Origin of the sequence: Vibrio sp. TRT 2004 (assembly GCF_050113735.1) — a bacterium.
GTDB lineage: Bacteria > Pseudomonadota > Gammaproteobacteria > Enterobacterales > Vibrionaceae > Vibrio.
Genome location: NZ_JBNJOH010000012.1, coordinates 44,243 through 60,882, shown reverse-complemented (window position 1 = coordinate 60,882; position 16,640 = coordinate 44,243). Strand labels below are relative to the sequence as shown.

18 protein-coding genes are annotated in these 16,640 nt (G+C 45.9%); 17 read left to right on the top strand and 1 reads right to left on the bottom strand.

The annotated features are described in order from the left end of the window. Nucleotides 1-39: 39 nt before the first annotated feature. The 17 genes from ACQEXR_RS07405 to ACQEXR_RS07325 all read left to right on the top strand — a co-directional run bounded on the left by ACQEXR_RS07405 (nt 40) and on the right by ACQEXR_RS07325 (nt 14,974). A complete protein-coding gene (locus ACQEXR_RS07405) occupies nt 40-759 on the top strand; it encodes a protein phosphatase CheZ (RefSeq protein WP_331416390.1) in 720 nt (239 codons plus the stop codon). 9 nt (nt 760-768) lie between these two features. Continuing rightward, on the top strand, nt 769-2,955 hold the full coding sequence (locus ACQEXR_RS07400) for a chemotaxis protein CheA (RefSeq protein ID WP_427020037.1): 2,187 nt from the start codon (nt 769-771) through the stop codon (nt 2,953-2,955). 24 nt (nt 2,956-2,979) lie between these two features. Continuing rightward, a complete protein-coding gene (locus ACQEXR_RS07395) occupies nt 2,980-4,098 on the top strand; it encodes a protein-glutamate methylesterase/protein-glutamine glutaminase (protein WP_427020036.1) in 1,119 nt (372 codons plus the stop codon). 9 nt (nt 4,099-4,107) lie between these two features. Beyond that, a complete protein-coding gene (locus ACQEXR_RS07390) occupies nt 4,108-4,884 on the top strand; it encodes a ParA family protein (RefSeq protein ID WP_138973790.1) in 777 nt (258 codons plus the stop codon). After that, a complete protein-coding gene (locus ACQEXR_RS07385) occupies nt 4,877-5,884 on the top strand; it encodes a chemotaxis protein CheW (protein WP_331416387.1) in 1,008 nt (335 codons plus the stop codon). Before ACQEXR_RS07390 ends, ACQEXR_RS07385 begins: the two co-directional genes overlap by 8 nt. A gap of 37 nt (nt 5,885-5,921) precedes the next feature. Beyond that, nucleotides 5,922-6,416, top strand: a complete 495-nt coding sequence (locus ACQEXR_RS07380) for a chemotaxis protein CheW (protein WP_004413313.1) — start codon at nt 5,922-5,924, stop codon at nt 6,414-6,416. Continuing rightward, the gene (locus tag ACQEXR_RS07375; RefSeq protein WP_331416386.1) at nt 6,416-6,910 is read left to right on the top strand and encodes a DUF2802 domain-containing protein; all 495 of its coding nucleotides are present in this window, start codon (nt 6,416-6,418) and stop codon (nt 6,908-6,910) included. Before ACQEXR_RS07380 ends, ACQEXR_RS07375 begins: the two co-directional genes overlap by 1 nt. 193 nt (nt 6,911-7,103) lie before the next feature. After that, entirely contained in the window at nt 7,104-7,724 is a 621-nt protein-coding gene (ccmA, locus tag ACQEXR_RS07370) for a cytochrome c biogenesis heme-transporting ATPase CcmA (RefSeq protein ID WP_331416385.1), read from the top strand. A 2-nt stretch (nt 7,725-7,726) separates the two neighbouring features. Beyond that, entirely contained in the window at nt 7,727-8,395 is a 669-nt protein-coding gene (gene ccmB, locus ACQEXR_RS07365; RefSeq protein WP_331416384.1) for a heme exporter protein CcmB, read from the top strand. Between the two features lie 102 nt (nt 8,396-8,497). Then, the gene (locus ACQEXR_RS07360; RefSeq protein WP_331416383.1) at nt 8,498-9,250 is read left to right on the top strand and encodes a heme ABC transporter permease; all 753 of its coding nucleotides are present in this window, start codon (nt 8,498-8,500) and stop codon (nt 9,248-9,250) included. A 2-nt stretch (nt 9,251-9,252) separates the two neighbouring features. After that, complete coding sequence (gene ccmD, locus ACQEXR_RS07355) at nt 9,253-9,459, top strand: heme exporter protein CcmD (RefSeq protein ID WP_331416382.1); 207 nt, start codon at nt 9,253-9,255, stop codon at nt 9,457-9,459. Next, on the top strand, nt 9,456-9,941 hold the full coding sequence (ccmE, locus tag ACQEXR_RS07350; protein WP_269377811.1) for a cytochrome c maturation protein CcmE: 486 nt from the start codon (nt 9,456-9,458) through the stop codon (nt 9,939-9,941). Before ccmD ends, ccmE begins: the two co-directional genes overlap by 4 nt. Beyond that, nucleotides 9,938-11,896 carry a heme lyase CcmF/NrfE family subunit gene (locus ACQEXR_RS07345; protein ID WP_331416381.1) on the top strand — a complete coding sequence of 653 codons (1,959 nt, stop codon included), beginning with the start codon at nt 9,938-9,940 and terminating at the stop codon, nt 11,894-11,896. The genes ccmE and ACQEXR_RS07345 overlap by 4 nt, the downstream gene beginning before the upstream one ends. Next, nucleotides 11,896-12,450 carry a DsbE family thiol:disulfide interchange protein gene (locus tag ACQEXR_RS07340; RefSeq protein ID WP_331416380.1) on the top strand — a complete coding sequence of 185 codons (555 nt, stop codon included), beginning with the start codon at nt 11,896-11,898 and terminating at the stop codon, nt 12,448-12,450. Before ACQEXR_RS07345 ends, ACQEXR_RS07340 begins: the two co-directional genes overlap by 1 nt. Then, nucleotides 12,447-12,929: a cytochrome c-type biogenesis protein gene (locus tag ACQEXR_RS07335; protein WP_269377806.1), complete on the top strand. Its 483-nt coding sequence runs from the start codon at nt 12,447-12,449 to the stop codon at nt 12,927-12,929. The genes ACQEXR_RS07340 and ACQEXR_RS07335 overlap by 4 nt, the downstream gene beginning before the upstream one ends. Beyond that, nucleotides 12,929-14,146, top strand: a complete 1,218-nt coding sequence (ccmI, locus tag ACQEXR_RS07330; RefSeq protein ID WP_427020035.1) for a c-type cytochrome biogenesis protein CcmI — start codon at nt 12,929-12,931, stop codon at nt 14,144-14,146. The genes ACQEXR_RS07335 and ccmI overlap by 1 nt, the downstream gene beginning before the upstream one ends. A gap of 66 nt (nt 14,147-14,212) precedes the next feature. Continuing rightward, nucleotides 14,213-14,974, top strand: coding sequence for an MlaA family lipoprotein (locus ACQEXR_RS07325; RefSeq protein ID WP_426952283.1), 762 nt, complete (start codon nt 14,213-14,215; stop codon nt 14,972-14,974). Between the two features lie 71 nt (nt 14,975-15,045). On the opposite strand, the gene ACQEXR_RS07320 is transcribed toward ACQEXR_RS07325, so the two are convergent. Then, nucleotides 15,046-16,353, bottom strand: a complete 1,308-nt coding sequence (locus ACQEXR_RS07320) for an outer membrane protein transport protein (protein ID WP_427020034.1) — start codon at nt 16,351-16,353, stop codon at nt 15,046-15,048. Between the last annotated feature and the right edge of the window lie 287 nt (nt 16,354-16,640).

Below are 16,640 nucleotides of genomic sequence, written 5' to 3'. Positions count from 1 at the left end.
TCAAGGTATTGACTGAATAGCGTGAAAGGCCAATTCAGAATGATTTCATTAGAACAGGCAAAGCAGCTCGTCGAGCTATTAGAAGATGGTCAACAACAAGAAGCGGATCTTCTTGTTAAAGGCATATACGAAAACATCTCAAATCCGATGCTACAAGAAATTGGGGAATTGACTCGTGACTTACATGAGTCAATTAAACACTTTAGCGTTGATGAGCGAATGAGCGAGATCGCCAATGACGAAATCCCAGATGCAAGGGATCGCCTCCAATACGTCATTGATAAGACCGAAGTTGCCGCGAATAAAACCATGGATGCAGTAGACCGTTGTCTACCCATCGCGGACAACCTGCATAATGGGCTTCTGCAAGTTCGTCCTCAATGGAATGAACTTATGCATGGTCGAATAGAGCTCGCCGAATTTAAAGCTCTGTGTCACCGAATCGACGACCTGTTAGGGGAAGTGGAAGGTGATAGCTCTGAACTTAGGGGACAGCTAACAGAGATTCTAATGGCTCAAGACTTTCAAGATCTAACCGGGCAGATCATTCGACGTGTGATTACCTTAGTCAACGAAGTTGAAGGTAGATTAGTCGAAATCCTGACTGCGTTTGGTTCTAGTCAGTTGGAACAAAGTGCACATAACAAGAACAAAGCATCGACAGACCCTGAGGGACCTATCCTTAATCCTCAAGAAAGGGATGATGCGGTTTCATCACAAGACGAAGTCGACGACTTACTCTCAAGTCTTGGGTTTTAGAGGTAACATATGAGCTACGATTTAGACGAAGACATTCTTCAGGACTTTTTAGTCGAAGCGGGAGAAATTCTAGAACTACTCTCAGAGCAGTTGGTTGAACTAGAAAATAATCCTGAAGATAAAGATCTATTAAATGCCATTTTCCGTGGTTTCCATACTGTTAAAGGTGGTGCCGGGTTCCTGTCGTTGACTGAACTCGTTGATACTTGTCACGGTGCAGAAAACGTGTTCGATATCCTGCGTAATGGCCAGCGTCACGTTGATGCTAGCCTTATGGATACAATGCTTAAAGCGCTGGATACGGTCAATGAACAGTTCCGAGCTGTACAAGATAGAGAACCGTTGCCACGTGCAGAACAAGATCTGTTGGATGAATTGCATCGCTTAAGCAAGCCTGCATCCGCTGATGAAGCAGTCTCCGCTCCCCCTGTTATTGAAGAAACCGTTCAAGCCGAGCCTGTTATCCCTGAGCCCGTCATTGAAACATCGGCACCTAAAGCTGACGTCTCTGCGGGATCTATTGATGAAATTACTCAAGACGAATTCGAAAGACTGCTAGATGAGCTTCACGGTGCAGGAAGTGCTCCTGGCACATCTGCCAGCAAACCAGCGACGCCACCTCCTGCGGTGAGTGCAGATATGAGTGGTGATATCACCGATGATGAATTTGAGAAACTGCTCGATGAATTACACGGTGTAGGTAAAGCGCCAGGAGAGAGTGAAGCTCCGACCCCGCCGCCTGCGCCAGCAGCCCCATCTATGGCTGGCGATAGCGATCTAATGACTGATGAAGAGTTTGAGAGACTTCTTGACGATCTTCATGGTTCAGGCAAAGGCCCGTCAATTGAAGAGCTAGATGCGGCGACTAAGCCTGCTGCCGCTAACCCTGCACCGGCTGCCCCTGTCAAACCAGCTGCGGCGCCACAACCAGCGGTAGCGACTGCGCCAAAAGAACAACCTAAACCGCCAACGAAGAAAGAAGCCCCAGTTCCGGCGACTCAAGCTAAAAAGCCTCAGGCAGAAGCGACCGTCCGTGTTGATACCTCGACACTAGACATCATCATGAACATGGTGGGTGAATTGGTATTGGTACGTAACCGACTGCTCAGCTTAGGCTTGAATAGCAACGACGAAGAGATGTCTAAAGCGGTAGCAAACCTAGACGTAGTGACTGCTGACCTGCAGGGCGCGGTCATGAAAACGCGTATGCAGCCAATCAAAAAAGTATTTGGCCGTTTTCCACGCGTTGTCCGCGACTTAGCACGTAGCTTGAACAAAGACATCACGTTAGAGATGCGTGGAGAAGAGACAGATCTTGATAAAAACCTTGTTGAAGCGCTAGCGGACCCATTGATTCACTTGGTGAGAAACTCAGTTGACCACGGCATTGAAATGCCAGAAGCGCGCGTTGCTTCAGGAAAACCAAGAACAGGTAAAGTGATCCTATCTGCATCTCAAGAAGGTGACCATATTGAACTGGCTATCGTTGACGATGGTAGTGGTATGGACCCTGATAAACTTCGTGGCATCGCCGTTAAACGCGGAATGATGGACGAAGACGCAGCATCACGATTGACGGATAAAGAGTGTTTCAACCTCATCTTTATGCCTGGTTTCTCGAGTAAGGAGCAAATCTCCGATATCTCGGGTCGTGGTGTAGGTATGGACGTAGTGAAAACGGCGATCAATACCCTCAATGGCTCTATCGATATTGACTCAGAAATGGGCAAAGGCACCAAGATCACTATCAAGGTACCGTTAACACTGGCGATTCTACCAACTCTAATGGTAGGCGTTGCGGGTCACCCGTTTGCACTACCGTTAGCGAGTGTGAATGAAATTTTCCATTTAGACCTGAGCCGTACAAACGTTGTTGATGGTCAGTTGACAATCATCGTTCGTGAGAAATCTATTCCACTGTTCTATCTACAAAATTGGCTGGCACCTCGAGCGGGTAAAGTTGAACTGCGTAAAGGCCATGGTCATGTGGTTATTGTGCAAATTGGTAGCCAGCGTGTTGGTTTTGTCGTCGACACCTTGATAGGTCAAGAAGAAGTCGTGATTAAACCTCTAGATAATCTTCTACAAGGAACGCCGGGTATGGCGGGTGCGACAATCACAAGTGACGGTCACATTGCACTTATTCTAGATGTACCAGATTTGCTTAAGCAGTATGCCGCTGCTTCGCGAATCTAAATCGCGAGATATAGAAGGACAAATATGGCGATCAAAGTATTAGTAGTTGATGATTCGAGTTTCTTCCGTCGTCGCGTGAGTGAAATAATTAACGCTGAGGCAAGGTTGGAGGTCATCGATGTTGCCACTAACGGTAAGGAAGCGGTTGAAAAAGCGTTAACTATCAAGCCAGATGTCATAACGATGGATATAGAGATGCCGGTCATGGACGGCATCACCGCCGTTCGAGATATTATGGCTAAGTGTCCTGTACCTATCTTAATGTTTTCATCGCTGACTCATGACGGTGCGAAGGCAACGTTAGATGCGCTTGAAGCGGGAGCGTTAGACTTTTTACCTAAAAAGTTTGAAGACATTGCGCGTAACCGTGACGAAGCCGTCTCCTTGCTACAACAGCGCGTCATTCAGATTGCTTCTAAACGTGCTTCAATGCGACGTGCGGTTGTTAGACCAGCGGTGACGAAGCCGACAGCTCCGGCTCCGGCAACAGGACGTACACCACTTCGTCCAGCTCCGACGCCAGCGGCAAGACCATCGGTTGCAACCCGATTTAAAGCGAGCGGTAAGAAGTATCAATTGACGGCGATAGGCACCTCCACGGGTGGCCCTGTCGCGCTGCAAAAAATATTGACACAATTACCTGGCAATTATCCTCATCCCATTGTTCTCATTCAGCATATGCCAGCGACATTTACTACCGCTTTTGCTAGCCGATTGAACTCGCTATGTAAGATTCAAGTGAAAGAAGCGGAAGATGGCGATGTATTAAAACCGGGTGTCGCTTATTTGGCGCCAGGTGGTAAGCAGATGATGATTGAAGGTCGTCCTGGATCCGCCAAGTTACGTGTCATTGATGGTGGTGAGCGCATGAACTACAAACCATGTGTGGACGTCACCTTTGGTAGCGCAGCTAAGATTTACTCTAACCAAGTTCTGTCAATGGTGTTGACTGGGATGGGTGCGGATGGTCGAGAAGGTGCACGAATGCTGAAAAGTGCAGGCGCTACCATCTGGGCTCAAGATGAAGAAAGCTGTGTTGTTTATGGCATGCCACAAGCCGTTGCAAAAGCGGGGATCTCTACCGAAGATTTACCGCTGGATCGAATTGCTGAGCGTATGTTAGTCGAAGTCGGTCTAGCATAGAGGTCATTCATGATTGTATGGAGCATAGCAAACCAAAAAGGCGGAGTTGGTAAAACGACAACCACCATTACGCTGGCTGGTTTGCTAAGTAAACAAGGCAAGCGAGTTCTCTTAGTTGATACAGACCCTCATGGGTCTTTGACCACTTACCTTGGTTACGATTCAGACACCGTTGCCTCAAGCTTGTTTGATCTGTTTCAGCTAAAAGAGTATACCGAGCAAAGTGTGATGCCGTTAGTGATGAGATCAGATATTGAAGGTATCGATTTGATCCCTGCGCACATGTCTTTGGCGACATTGGATCGTGTGATGGGCAACAGAAGTGGTATGGGATTGATTCTCAAACGCGCGTTGTTGGCAATCAGAGGGCACTATGACTATGTGCTAATAGATTGCCCACCGATTCTTGGCGTTATGATGGTCAATGCGCTTGCGGCAAGTGATCGTATTTTGATCCCGGTGCAAACTGAATTCCTAGCGATGAAAGGGCTAGAGCGCATGGTACGTACGCTGGCGATTATGCAAAAGTCACGCAATAAGTCATTCAAGGTCACCATAGTTCCGACCATGTATGACAAACGTACCCGCGCCTCACTTCAGACGCTACAGCAGTTGAAGAAAGATTACCCAAGTCAGGTTTGGTCATCGGCAGTACCGATAGACACTAAGTTCAGAGATGCCAGTTTAAAACACTTACCGGTGTCGCACTTTGCTTCAGGTAGCCGTGGCGTGTTTGCTTACAAGCAGTTGCTCATTCATCTAGAGAGGTTGGCCATCGATGACTAACCACTCATCGCTCTCAAGCGAACAAGCGCTAGATGATTACTTCTCTGCTCTCCTTGAAGAGAGTATGGAAGGCGACGAGCAACAAATTGATACGCAGGAATCAATACTATCCGTTGTCCCTGAACCTGATTTAGAGCCAATAGAGTTAGAACCGTTAGTTCAGTCTGTGGAAGAAAAGAGTTACTACCGTCTTCCAATAGAGGAAATTGAAGTACCAAAGTTAGATGATGTCGAGCGTCTGCTTAAACAGCTTGAATCGACCAACCCTGTCGCTGAGTTAGAACTTGAAGAAGTGATGGAGCAAAATACGCTCAACATCGCTCAAGTACAAACCAAACCACAGATCGAAGAAGTTCAAGAATGGGACATCGAAGAGGTTGCGGTTGAAACTGTTGCCGAGCCCGACATTGTTGTTGAGCAAGAGTTTGACGCTCCTCAAGTAGAAATTGAACAGCCACAAGTGGATGTTGAAACCGTCGCTGAAGTTGAACCTCAACTTGAAACACAGTCTGGCAATCGTGGATTAGGCACTTGGCATTCGACTCAGCGGGAAAGCGATTTTCAGGTTCTGTATTTTGACGTGAATAATGTCACTTTTGCCGTTCCACTTGATGAACTTGGCGGTATCCACCGCATTGCTGAACTGAACCATCTTATCGGTCGCCCAGACTGGTATTTAGGCCTTCAGACCAGTCGTGAAGCTCAGCTTGATGTTGTGGATACAGCAAAATGGGTGATGGCTGAAAAGCTGAAAGACGATAGTCACAAAGAAAAGTATCAGTACATAGTCATGCTCGGTGAGAGCATGTGGGGCTTGGCATCCACTGAGTTGATGGGTACCGAGTCATTGAACCCTGAGATGGTACGCTGGCGAGAAACCGCGGGTAAACGCCCATGGCTTGCTGGAATGGTTAAAGAAAAAATGTGTGCTTTGGTCCATGTTGAAGCATTGATAGCTATGCTTAATGCAGGGCTTGATGTCAAAGCACTAGATAGTTAGAACATTTATGCCGATTTAGGCTTAGAGAGGATAAGGTATGTCTCAAACTAATGAAGTAGAAGTAAGAAAAGAGCAGTCTAACGACGAAGTGCTTCAGTGGGTGACGTTCCAACTAGAAGAAGAAACCTACGGCATCAATGTAATGCAAGTACGTGAAGTACTGCGTTACACTGAAATCGCGCCAGTACCAGGTGCACCTGATTACGTGTTAGGTATTATTAATCTACGTGGTAACGTTGTAACAGTTATTGATACCCGCTCACGCTTTGGTTTGATGGAAGGCGAGATCACGGATAATACACGTATTATCGTTATCGAATCTGAGCATCAAGTCATCGGTATTCTGGTTGATAGCGTGGCTGAAGTTGTTTACTTGCGTTCATCTGAAATTGACACTACGCCAAGCGTTGGTACAGATGAAAGTGCTAAATTCATCCAAGGTGTCAGCAACCGTGATGGCAAGCTGCTTATCCTAGTAGACCTTAACAAGCTACTGACCGATGAAGAATGGGATGAGATGGCTCACCTATAATGGATACGAGTTGGATGACCAGTGCTCCGGTGATTGCCGGAGCGATAGCCTTAATATTGTTGTTTTTAGGCTTAGCGTTATTACGACTAAAGCGTGGACAAACGCGCTCGTCTGAGCATCTTCGTCAACAAAACCGCCATTTAGATAAAGAGCTGCAAAAAACCAATAAACAGTTGTTGGAAGTAAGATCCGTTGTGGTAGGACTTGGGCAACGTGTCAGTGAGCAGCAGGATATCATTCAGCATTTAAACGAGCGTATTACCGAACTAGAGCAAGCGGACAATGATGGTCGCCTGTATTCTCGGGCGAGTAAGATGGTTCAACTCGGTGCTGACGTCAACGAGTTGATTGAAGAGTGTGAACTGCCGAAAGCCGAAGCGGAACTTATGATGTCGCTACAAAATAAAATCGCTGGCAAGGAAAAGGTACCACCGCTAGAAAGCAGTCCCGAAAGACGAAAAACAGCGGAACGAAAGCGCAGTAGCAGACGATAACAAAAAACGAAAAAGTGCCTAAGGGCACTTTTTTTATGTGTGTTTGTAACCATTTAGTGGTATTTACTAAGAGTTATGCTTAATTATTAACAGATTCTTACTTAGTTTCGTGATTCGTATAGGTCTAATTCTGTTTTGAGATGAAAAGGGTGTGGTAAGATACACCTTCGTAGTTTATCTAGTGATCCCACAAATGTTAGAAGTATCTCAATTGACAGCGATAAGAGACGAAAGAGTTCTCTTTGAATCTTTGTCTTTTACGATTAATTCCGGAGAGTTAGTTCAAGTTGAAGGAAGAAATGGTACAGGCAAAACCACGCTGCTTCGTATTATTACCGGACTTGGTGACCGCGATAACGGCAGCATAAGCTGGAATGGTGAAGAGATTGAATCGAGTCGGGATCTATTTCACCAGGATTTACTCTTTCTCGGTCACCAGACTGGGGTGAAACGCGAGCTTACTGCTTACGAAAATCTACGTTTTTATCTAAGCATTCATTCACGTCAACCTTATGACAAAAACACAATTTATAACGCGTTAACAAAAGTGGGTCTGGCTGGGCGTGAAGATGTTCCTGTCGGTCAGCTTTCTGCCGGACAACAACGACGCGTAGCGCTAGCAAGATTGTGGTTAAGCGATCATAAACTTTGGATTCTGGATGAACCACTCACTGCAATAGACAAGCAGGGCGTAAAGGTGCTTGAATCACTGTTTTTGCAGCATGCGGATAGTGGCGGCATTGTTATGCTTACCACGCACCAAGACATGTTCGCAGACAACCCAAAACTTAGAAAAATTAAATTGGGTGATTAACCATGTTTGGCACTATTAATAGCATTATCAGACGTGAGCTTCTTATCGCTTTTCGCCGACAAGCCGATATTTTTAACCCGCTGTGGTTTTTTATTATCGTGATTACTCTATTTCCTCTCAGTATTGGTCCTGAGCCAAATTTATTAGCCCGAATAGCCGCAGGTATTGTTTGGGTTGCAGCCTTACTTTCTGCTCTTCTTTCACTCGAGCGATTATTCCGTGATGATTTCCAAGACGGTGCATTGGAACAAATGATGCTAATGCCTGTCCCATTGCCTATCGTAGTGATATCTAAAGTGGTTGCCCATTGGCTATTGACAGGGTTGCCTCTGATATTGATTAGCCCGTTGTTGTCTGTTCTCTTGTCGTTGGATTTCAACACTTGGTCAGCGGTTGTTTTAACCTTGTTGGTCGGTACGCCAACATTGAGCTTTATCGGCGCGATTGGTGTAGCGTTAACGGTGGGTTTACAAAAAGGAGGGGTTTTGTTGAGCTTATTGGTTCTTCCTCTCTATATTCCGATCCTTATTTTTGCGACATCAGCGATAGATGCCGCTTCATTGGGAATGGCGTACAACGGTCAATTAGCAATATTAGGTGCGATGTTTATGGGAGCAATGACACTAACCCCGTTTGCAATCAGTGCCGCACTTCGAGTAAGTGTAAATTAGATGATTTCGATCAAGCACGAGTTTTCCCCTTTATATAAATTATAAAACTAATAATTGTTTAACAAATAGTTAGACAAACCTGAAGTAAGAGTGAGATCAACAATGTGGAAATGGCTCCATCCTTATGCCAAGCCTGAGTCAGCTTATCAGTTATGCGGTAAGCTCTTGCCATGGTTCTCTGTACTAGCACTACTATGTTTATCTGTCGGTACTGTATGGGGGCTTGCCTACGCACCTTCTGATTACCAGCAAGGTGATAGCTTCCGAATTATTTATATTCACGTACCAGCCGCGATTTGGTCTATGGGTGTCTACATGTCGATGGCGATAGCCGCATTCATCGGCATTGTGTGGCAAGTACGTTTATCGGATATGGCAGCATCGGCCATGGCACCAATCGGTGCAGTGTATACCTTCATTGCTCTGATTACTGGCGCAATTTGGGGTAAGCCGATGTGGGGTACTTGGTGGGTATGGGATGCACGCCTTACCGCTGAACTGATCCTGCTATTTTTGTACCTAGGTGTGATTGCTCTTTACCATGCATTCGATGACCAGAAAACAGCGGCTAAGGCTGCGGGCATTCTTGCCATTGTTGGTGTCGTCAATCTGCCTATCATTCACTTCTCAGTAGAATGGTGGAACACGCTTCACCAAGGCGCAACGATTACAAAATTTGAAAAGCCATCGATTTCTAACGATATGCTTTGGCCACTATTACTGAACATTATCGGTTTTGCCTTCTTCTTTGGTTCACTGGCTATGATCCGCTTACGTAACGAGATCATAAGCAAAGAGACCCATCGTCCTTGGGTGGTGAAGCTGGCGGCGGATAAACCTCAGAGAGGGAGTTAAAAATGCATTTTGAATCTTTGAGTGACTTCTTTGCTATGGGTGGCTATGCAGGATATGTGTGGACAGCGTTTGGTGTGACGTTTGGTGCCATGCTGATTTTACTGGTTGTCAGCCTGCGTCGTGGCCGTTCGCTACTTAATGAAGTTCAAGCAAAAGTGGATAGACAAGCTCGTATAGAAGCAGCTAAAAATTTGGAGAACACACTATGAACCCAAGACGTAAAAAGAGACTCGGCATTGTTGTCGCGATCTTTGTTGGTATCAGTGCAACCATAGGTTTGATGCTGTACGCACTTAATCAGAATATGGATCTTTTCTATACACCGACTGAACTTGTTAATGGTAAACCCGACGGCACCAAACCTGAAGTCGGCCAGCGTCTCCGTATTGGTGGCATGGTTGTCGTAGGGTCAGTGAAACGTGATGCAGAATCTCTGCGCGTTTCATTCGATTTGCATGATGTAGGCCCTAAGGTAACGATTCTGTACGACGGTATCCTGCCAGATCTCTTCCGTGAAGGGCAGGGCATTGTTGCACAAGGTGTACTGAAAGATGCGACGACTATCGAAGCATTTGAAGTTCTCGCTAAGCACGACGAAGAGTACATGCCACCTGAAATTGCGGAAGCAATGAAGAAAACGCATGAGCCACTTCAATACACTGAACAACAAAAACAAGGAAGCGATCAATGATTGCTGAAATTGGACATTTTGCCCTAATTGTCTCGTTGGCATTAGCTGTCTTGCTAAGTATTTTGCCATTGGCTGGGGCATCACGTAACAACATTCTATTGATGAACAGCGCCAGACCTCTGTCTTGGGGCATGTTCTTACTTCTCTCCGTTTCATTTGGTGTATTGCTGTGGGCATTTTATACCAATGACTTTACGCTTAACTATGTAGCCAGCAACTCCAACAGCCAGCTACCATGGTACTACCGTCTGACGGCAGCATGGGGTGCTCATGAAGGCTCGCTTCTACTTTGGGTATTAATTCAAGCTGGTTGGACAGTCGCAGTGGCTTCGTTCAGTCGCGGGATGCCTCAAGAATCAGTGGCGCGCGTTTTAGCGGTGATGGGAATGATTACTGTGGGTTTCCTACTGTTTATTATTCTGACATCTAACCCGTTCTTACGTACATTGCCATTCTTCCCTGTGGATGGCCGTGACTTGAATCCACTTCTTCAAGACCCTGGCTTAATCATTCACCCACCAATGCTATACATGGGTTATGTAGGCTTCTCGGTTGCCTTCTCATTTGCAATTGCATCGCTAATGACAGGTCGTCTTGACACGGCTTGGGCGCGTTGGTCTCGTCCTTGGACTACAGCCGCATGGCTATTTTTGACGCTAGGCATCGCACTAGGTTCTTGGTGGGCGTACTACGAACTTGGCTGGGGCGGCTGGTGGTTCTGGGATCCAGTAGAAAATGCTTCATTTATGCCATGGTTAGCGGGTACGGCGTTAATGCACTCACTGGCTGTGACAGAGAAACGCGGTACCTTTAAAGCGTGGACTGTACTGCTTGCAATCTCAGCGTTTTCATTGAGTCTGCTTGGCACCTTCTTAGTTCGTTCGGGCATCTTGGTTTCGGTACATGCGTTTGCATCCGATCCCGCTCGCGGTATGTTTATTCTAGGCTTCTTAGTCTTTGTGATTGGCGGTTCGCTGCTACTGTTCGCAGTGAAAGGGGCATCAGTGCGTGTCCGTGGTAACTTTGAACTTGTATCTCGCGAGAATGCTCTGCTTGCGAATAATGTGCTGCTTATTGCGGCGCTAGTTGTCGTACTTGTTGGTACGTTACTGCCACTCGTTCACAAACAGCTTGGATTAGGTTCAGTATCGATCGGTGCGCCATTCTTTGACATGTTGTTTGCTTGGTTAATGATTCCATTTGCGTTCCTGTTAGGTATCGGTCCTCTGATCCGCTGGAAGCGTGACAACTTGTCTGGGCTAGTTAAACCGATGCTCGTGTCGGGTGTGGTATCACTGGTCTTTGCTGCTGTGTTTGTTGTTCTTCTATCAGAACGTTTCCAGTTTATGGCTTACCTAGGTTGGGTCATGTCTTTGTGGATCCTGTGTCTACACGGTTACGAACTTCACCAACGCGCGACACATCGTCATTCGTTTGTCGAAGGGGTGAAGAAACTGCAACGCAGCCACTGGGCGATGATGCTTGGTCACCTTGGTTTAGCCGTTACTGTGATTGGTATTGCGATGGTGCAAAACTACAGTATCGAGCGTGACGTAAGGCTTGCACCAGGCGAACACTTTGAAATCCAAGGTTATGACTTCTACTTCCAAGGTCTACGCGACAAAGATGGTCCTAACTACGATGGTTACATTGCTGACTTTGAAATTACTCGCGACGGCAAGTACATCAACACCTTACATGCTGAGAAACGATTCTATACCACCGCACGCTCTATGATGACTGAAGCGGCGATCGATCGTGGAATCACGCGAGATCTTTACATAGCGATGGGTGAACGCTTAGACGATAACAAGTCTTGGGCGGTACGTATTTACTACAAACCGTTTGTTCGCTGGATTTGGGCTGGTTCGTTATTGATGGCTCTTGGTGGAGCAATTGCGATCAGTGATAAACGTTACCGCTTTAGAAAGAGTGCGAAGAAGCAGGAGGCATAATGAATAAGAAGTTTCTGTTTATTCCCCTAGTGGCGTTCTTGGGCTTGGTGGCAGTCTTTGCCATCCAGCTAGTAAAAAACCAACATGGTGATGACCCAACTAAACTGGAATCTGTTTTAGTTGGCAAAGAGGTGCCTAAGTTCAAGTTAGAAGACCTAGCTGAGCCGGGTAAACTTTATGATCAGGCAATCTTTAAAGGTGAGCCGCTACTACTTAACGTATGGGCGACTTGGTGCCCTACTTGTTATGCAGAGCACCAATACCTGAATGAACTGGCGTCTCAAGGCGTCAAGATTATTGGTATGAACTATAAAGATGATCGAGAAAAAGCGGTCGGCTGGCTGAATGATTTAGGCAATCCGTATTTGATCAGCTTGTTCGATGGCAACGGTATGCTTGGGTTAGATCTTGGTGTTTACGGTGCTCCTGAAACATTCCTAATTGATGCAAATGGCATTATTCGCTACCGCCATGTTGGCGATGTGAATACGCGTAACTGGAATGAGAAGCTTAAGCCAATGTATGAAGCAATGTTGGCGGAGGCGAAGCAATGAAAAAGTGGATACTCGCTATCGCGACCAGTTTGCTGTTTGCGCTGACTGCCCATGCTGCAATTGAAGTGTATGAGTTTGATACATTGGAACAAGAGCAGCAATTTAAAGAGCTTGGAGGCACGCTTCGTTGTCCTAAATGCCAAAACAATACCATCGCGGATTCGAATGCCGAATTGGCTGTCGATTTACGTCAAAAAGTCTATGAAATGACCAAAGAAGGTAAATCAAAGCAAGACATCATCGATTATATGATTGCTCGCTATGGTAATTTCGTCACTTACAACCCGCCGTTTACAATCGCGACTTCAATCTTGTGGTTAGGTCCAATTGCCGTGGTAATGTTTGGTTTTGGTTTCATTCTTATTAGAAGCCGCAAAACCAAGACCAACACAAAAGCCGACAGCCAGCAGTGGGATGCCGATAAAGAAGCACGCCTAAAGGCTCTGCTTAATGAAAAGAATGATGGAGACAAGCAGTAATGACACTATTTTGGATAGCTTCAGTCATTCTTATTGCAATCAGTATTGTCATGATTGCCATGCCTTTCATTAAAAGAAAGAACAACAACGATGCTGAATTGCGTGATGAACTCAACAAAGCGTTTTATAAAGATCGTCTTGAAGAGCTGGAAGAAGAAACCGATGAAGGTTTGGTCGACAACCAGCAAGACTTGATTGAAGATCTTAAGCAATCATTGTTGGACGATATTCCAGCAGATAACGTCAAACAGCAGGAGAGTAACACCTCTGCGCTGGCCGTTATTGTGCCTTCAGCCTTATTGGTTATCGGTCTCTCTTATGGCCTTTACTTTAAGTTCGGTGCTTCGCAAGACGTTATGCAGTGGCAGCAAGTTAGTGCTAACTTACCCGCCTTGTCTAAGAAACTGATGTCTCCTGAAGGCACAGCGTTAAGTGATGACGAGATGGCTGATTTGACGTTAGCATTGCGTACCCGCCTACATTACCAACCAGATGATTCTACTGGCTGGCTGCTGTTGGGACGTATCGCATTGGCGAACCGAGATATCGATACGGCGATTGGTGCGATGAAAAAAGCGTACAACCTCGAAGCTCAGAATACCGACATCATGCTCGGTTACGCGCAAGCGTTGATGTTTTCACAGGATGATGTCGATCAGGATAAAGCACGCAATATACTCGGTAAGCTTGTTCAGCAAGATTACGTCGATTTGCGCGTCTTCTCCTTACTGGCGTTTGACTCATTCGAGCGTAAAGATTTTGCTGCTGCGGTTCGTTATTGGAGCATTATGCAACAGATGATTGGTCCTGAAGACAGCCGTTATGAAATGCTAAGCAGAAGTATCGAAAATGCACAAAAGCAGATGGGTCAACAAGCTGGTACTGGCAAGTCTGTTGCGGTAAGCATTTCGCTTGGTGCTGGTGTGAACGCTGATCCGAACTCATCATTGATTGTGTCTGTGCATTCTGCCGATGGTTCACCAATGCCGGTCGCCGCTGCTCGTTACCCATTAGGCACTTTCCCAAGAACGGTAGTGTTGGACGATGGTAACAGTATGCTCCAAGACAGAAAGCTCTCTTCCCTTGATTCTTTAATGGTTCGCGTGCGCATCGATAGTGATGGAAACGTTGCAACGAAAGAAGGGGACTGGTTTGGTGAGAGCGAAGCCGTTAAAATGGGTGAACCAGTTGAAGTTATGATTAATAATCAGTATTAATAGCTGTAGGTTATTCATTGCAGTAGGCCGGTGTTTTCACCGGCCTTTTTTATGGAAATTATAATAATGAAGAGTATCAACTCGCGGTTAGGGATTTTACTATGCGCAGTGTTAGCTTTGTCAGGATGTGCCAGCACGCCTCCCGATGATGAGCAAGGCTTAAGCCAGCAACAAGCCTATGATCCTATTGAAGGTTTCAACCGTTCAATGTGGACCATTAACTATGATTATCTAGACCCATATTTCGTACGACCTGTCTCTTTGGCCTACGTAAATTACGTGCCAACTCCGATTCGCAGTGGCATCCGTAACTTTTTAGGCAACCTCGATGAACCCTCTAGCATGATTAACAATCTGTTGATGGGTAATGGCAGCAAAGCGCTTGACCACTTTAACCGCTTTTGGATTAACACCACGTTTGGCTTAGCGGGTTTAATCGATATCGCATCAGAGGCGGGCATCACTGACCATAATGAAAAAGCGTTCAGTGACGCAGTGGGTCATTACGGGGTAGGGAATGGCCCTTACGTTATGGTTCCGGGTTACGGCCCATGGACTGTCCGTGAAGCGACAGATGTTGTCGACGGTATGTATGTACCTTTGTCCTTTCTTAATATCTGGGCAGGGCTAGGTAAATGGGCATTAGAAGGAATGGAGACTCGTGCAGTGCTCGTTAACCAAGAAGTGCTGCTTGACAACTCACCTGACCCGTATGCATTGACTCGTGATGCTTATATCCAGCGTCAGAACTTCAAAGCTGAAGTCGTAACAGATGACTACGATGAGGATCAAGAAGCGTTTTTGGATGAGTATCTCGAAGAGTTCTAAAGGGCTGGATATTGTTGATAAAAAAGGGCTTGGTCATCGACCAAGCCCTTTTTACTAAATATTTCTAATAATTAGAACGTGTAGTCCGCTTGTACACCGATTAGCCAGATGCTGCCGCTCACTTCACCAACAAACTCTCCCGCGACCATCTGCGCAGCGTTGTCTGACTCATAACCACGTGACTCTTTAATAGGAGCGTCTTTAGCAAGAATGTAAGTTAGACCACCATCTAGAGTGAACTGCTTTGTTACTTCGTAACTAGCACCAAGGCTTAACCACGTACGATCTGTCTCTGGGATTGTGATTGTACGGTTTTGATCACTTACCGCTGATGTATCGTATGCTGCACCCGCGCGCAGTGCTAACTTAGAGCTCATCATGTAGGTTGCGCCTAGTGCGAAACGGTAGTTGTCTTCCCAGTTTTCTTCCTTCACCATCTTGGTACCGTAAGTATTAAGCTCAGCTTCAAGCTTCTCGAAGCTGCTCCAATCAGTCCAATTGATACTTGCGTGGATGGCAAGTTTATCATTTAGTTGATGGTAACTTGCCAGTTCAGCTGTTGCAGGCAGTTCTAGGTTCATAGAACCGTTGTCTCGCGCGGTAGCTAAAGCAGGAGTAAAGCCTAAACCTGTCGCGTAACCTTCAAGGTTTAGTTTAACGGCTGATTTATATGCGAAGCCTATACGGTGATTATCATTAATTTGCCATGCGGTGCCTGCTTGCCAACCGAATGCAGTGTCGTCACCTTCCATGTACTTGAGAGTCGTCCCTTGAGGTACAGAAAGTACGTTGTATTCAGGTGCTTTCGCGCCAAAACTACCTTCACCCATGACATAGCGAAGACCACCACCAAAGCTCCATTGCTCATTGAGTTTGTATGCAACATTTAGGTTGGCTTCCATAGTCATAACACTCGCTTCGTTACCAAAGTGAGAGCCAGCAAAACCATCACCTAGGTTAGTTTCCATGCCATAGTTGGTGCCTAGTGCAAAGCCTACTGCAATTTCATCAGAGTAACGGTGTGAAATGTATAGATTAGGAATGACTGCATCGTGTGCAAAGTCAGATGACGAAGCATTTGAAGTTGGTAGCAAAGGGCTAGCAGACTTAGAACCATCAACACTGCCGTTAACATCAATGTTTGGATTTACATAGATCGCACCAGTAGAAACCTGAGTACCTTCTAGATACGTCAGCATGGCTGGGTTACGCCACTGTGCACTTGCGTTGTCAGCCATTGCTGCTTCACCAGCGTAAGCGCGACCAAGGCCTGTCGCTGAGTATTCTGCTAACTGGAAGCCTGCTGCGTTTACTGCCGCTGATGTTGATAATAGGCTACCCGCCACTGCGATAGATAGGAGAGTCTTATTCATTTTCATTGTAATGTTCGCTGAGTTGATTTGATATCAGTCGAGCGATCATAGGGTTAGAGTTATTACTTTAAAAATTAAAAACAATGTACAGATGGATTTTAGAGTTAAATGCTAACTATAATGCGTAGGCAGATTAAAATGCTGGATGTTAAGAGTGTGTTTCCAAAACTCAGCGAACACATGTGTTGTAGACAAACGTTTTTCGGATACAGGTGTAAGCTTAAATCGGCGTGGTTAATTGATAACGTATTGCTGGAAGGGGAATTTAACGCAATAAAAAGGGCCAGTAATTA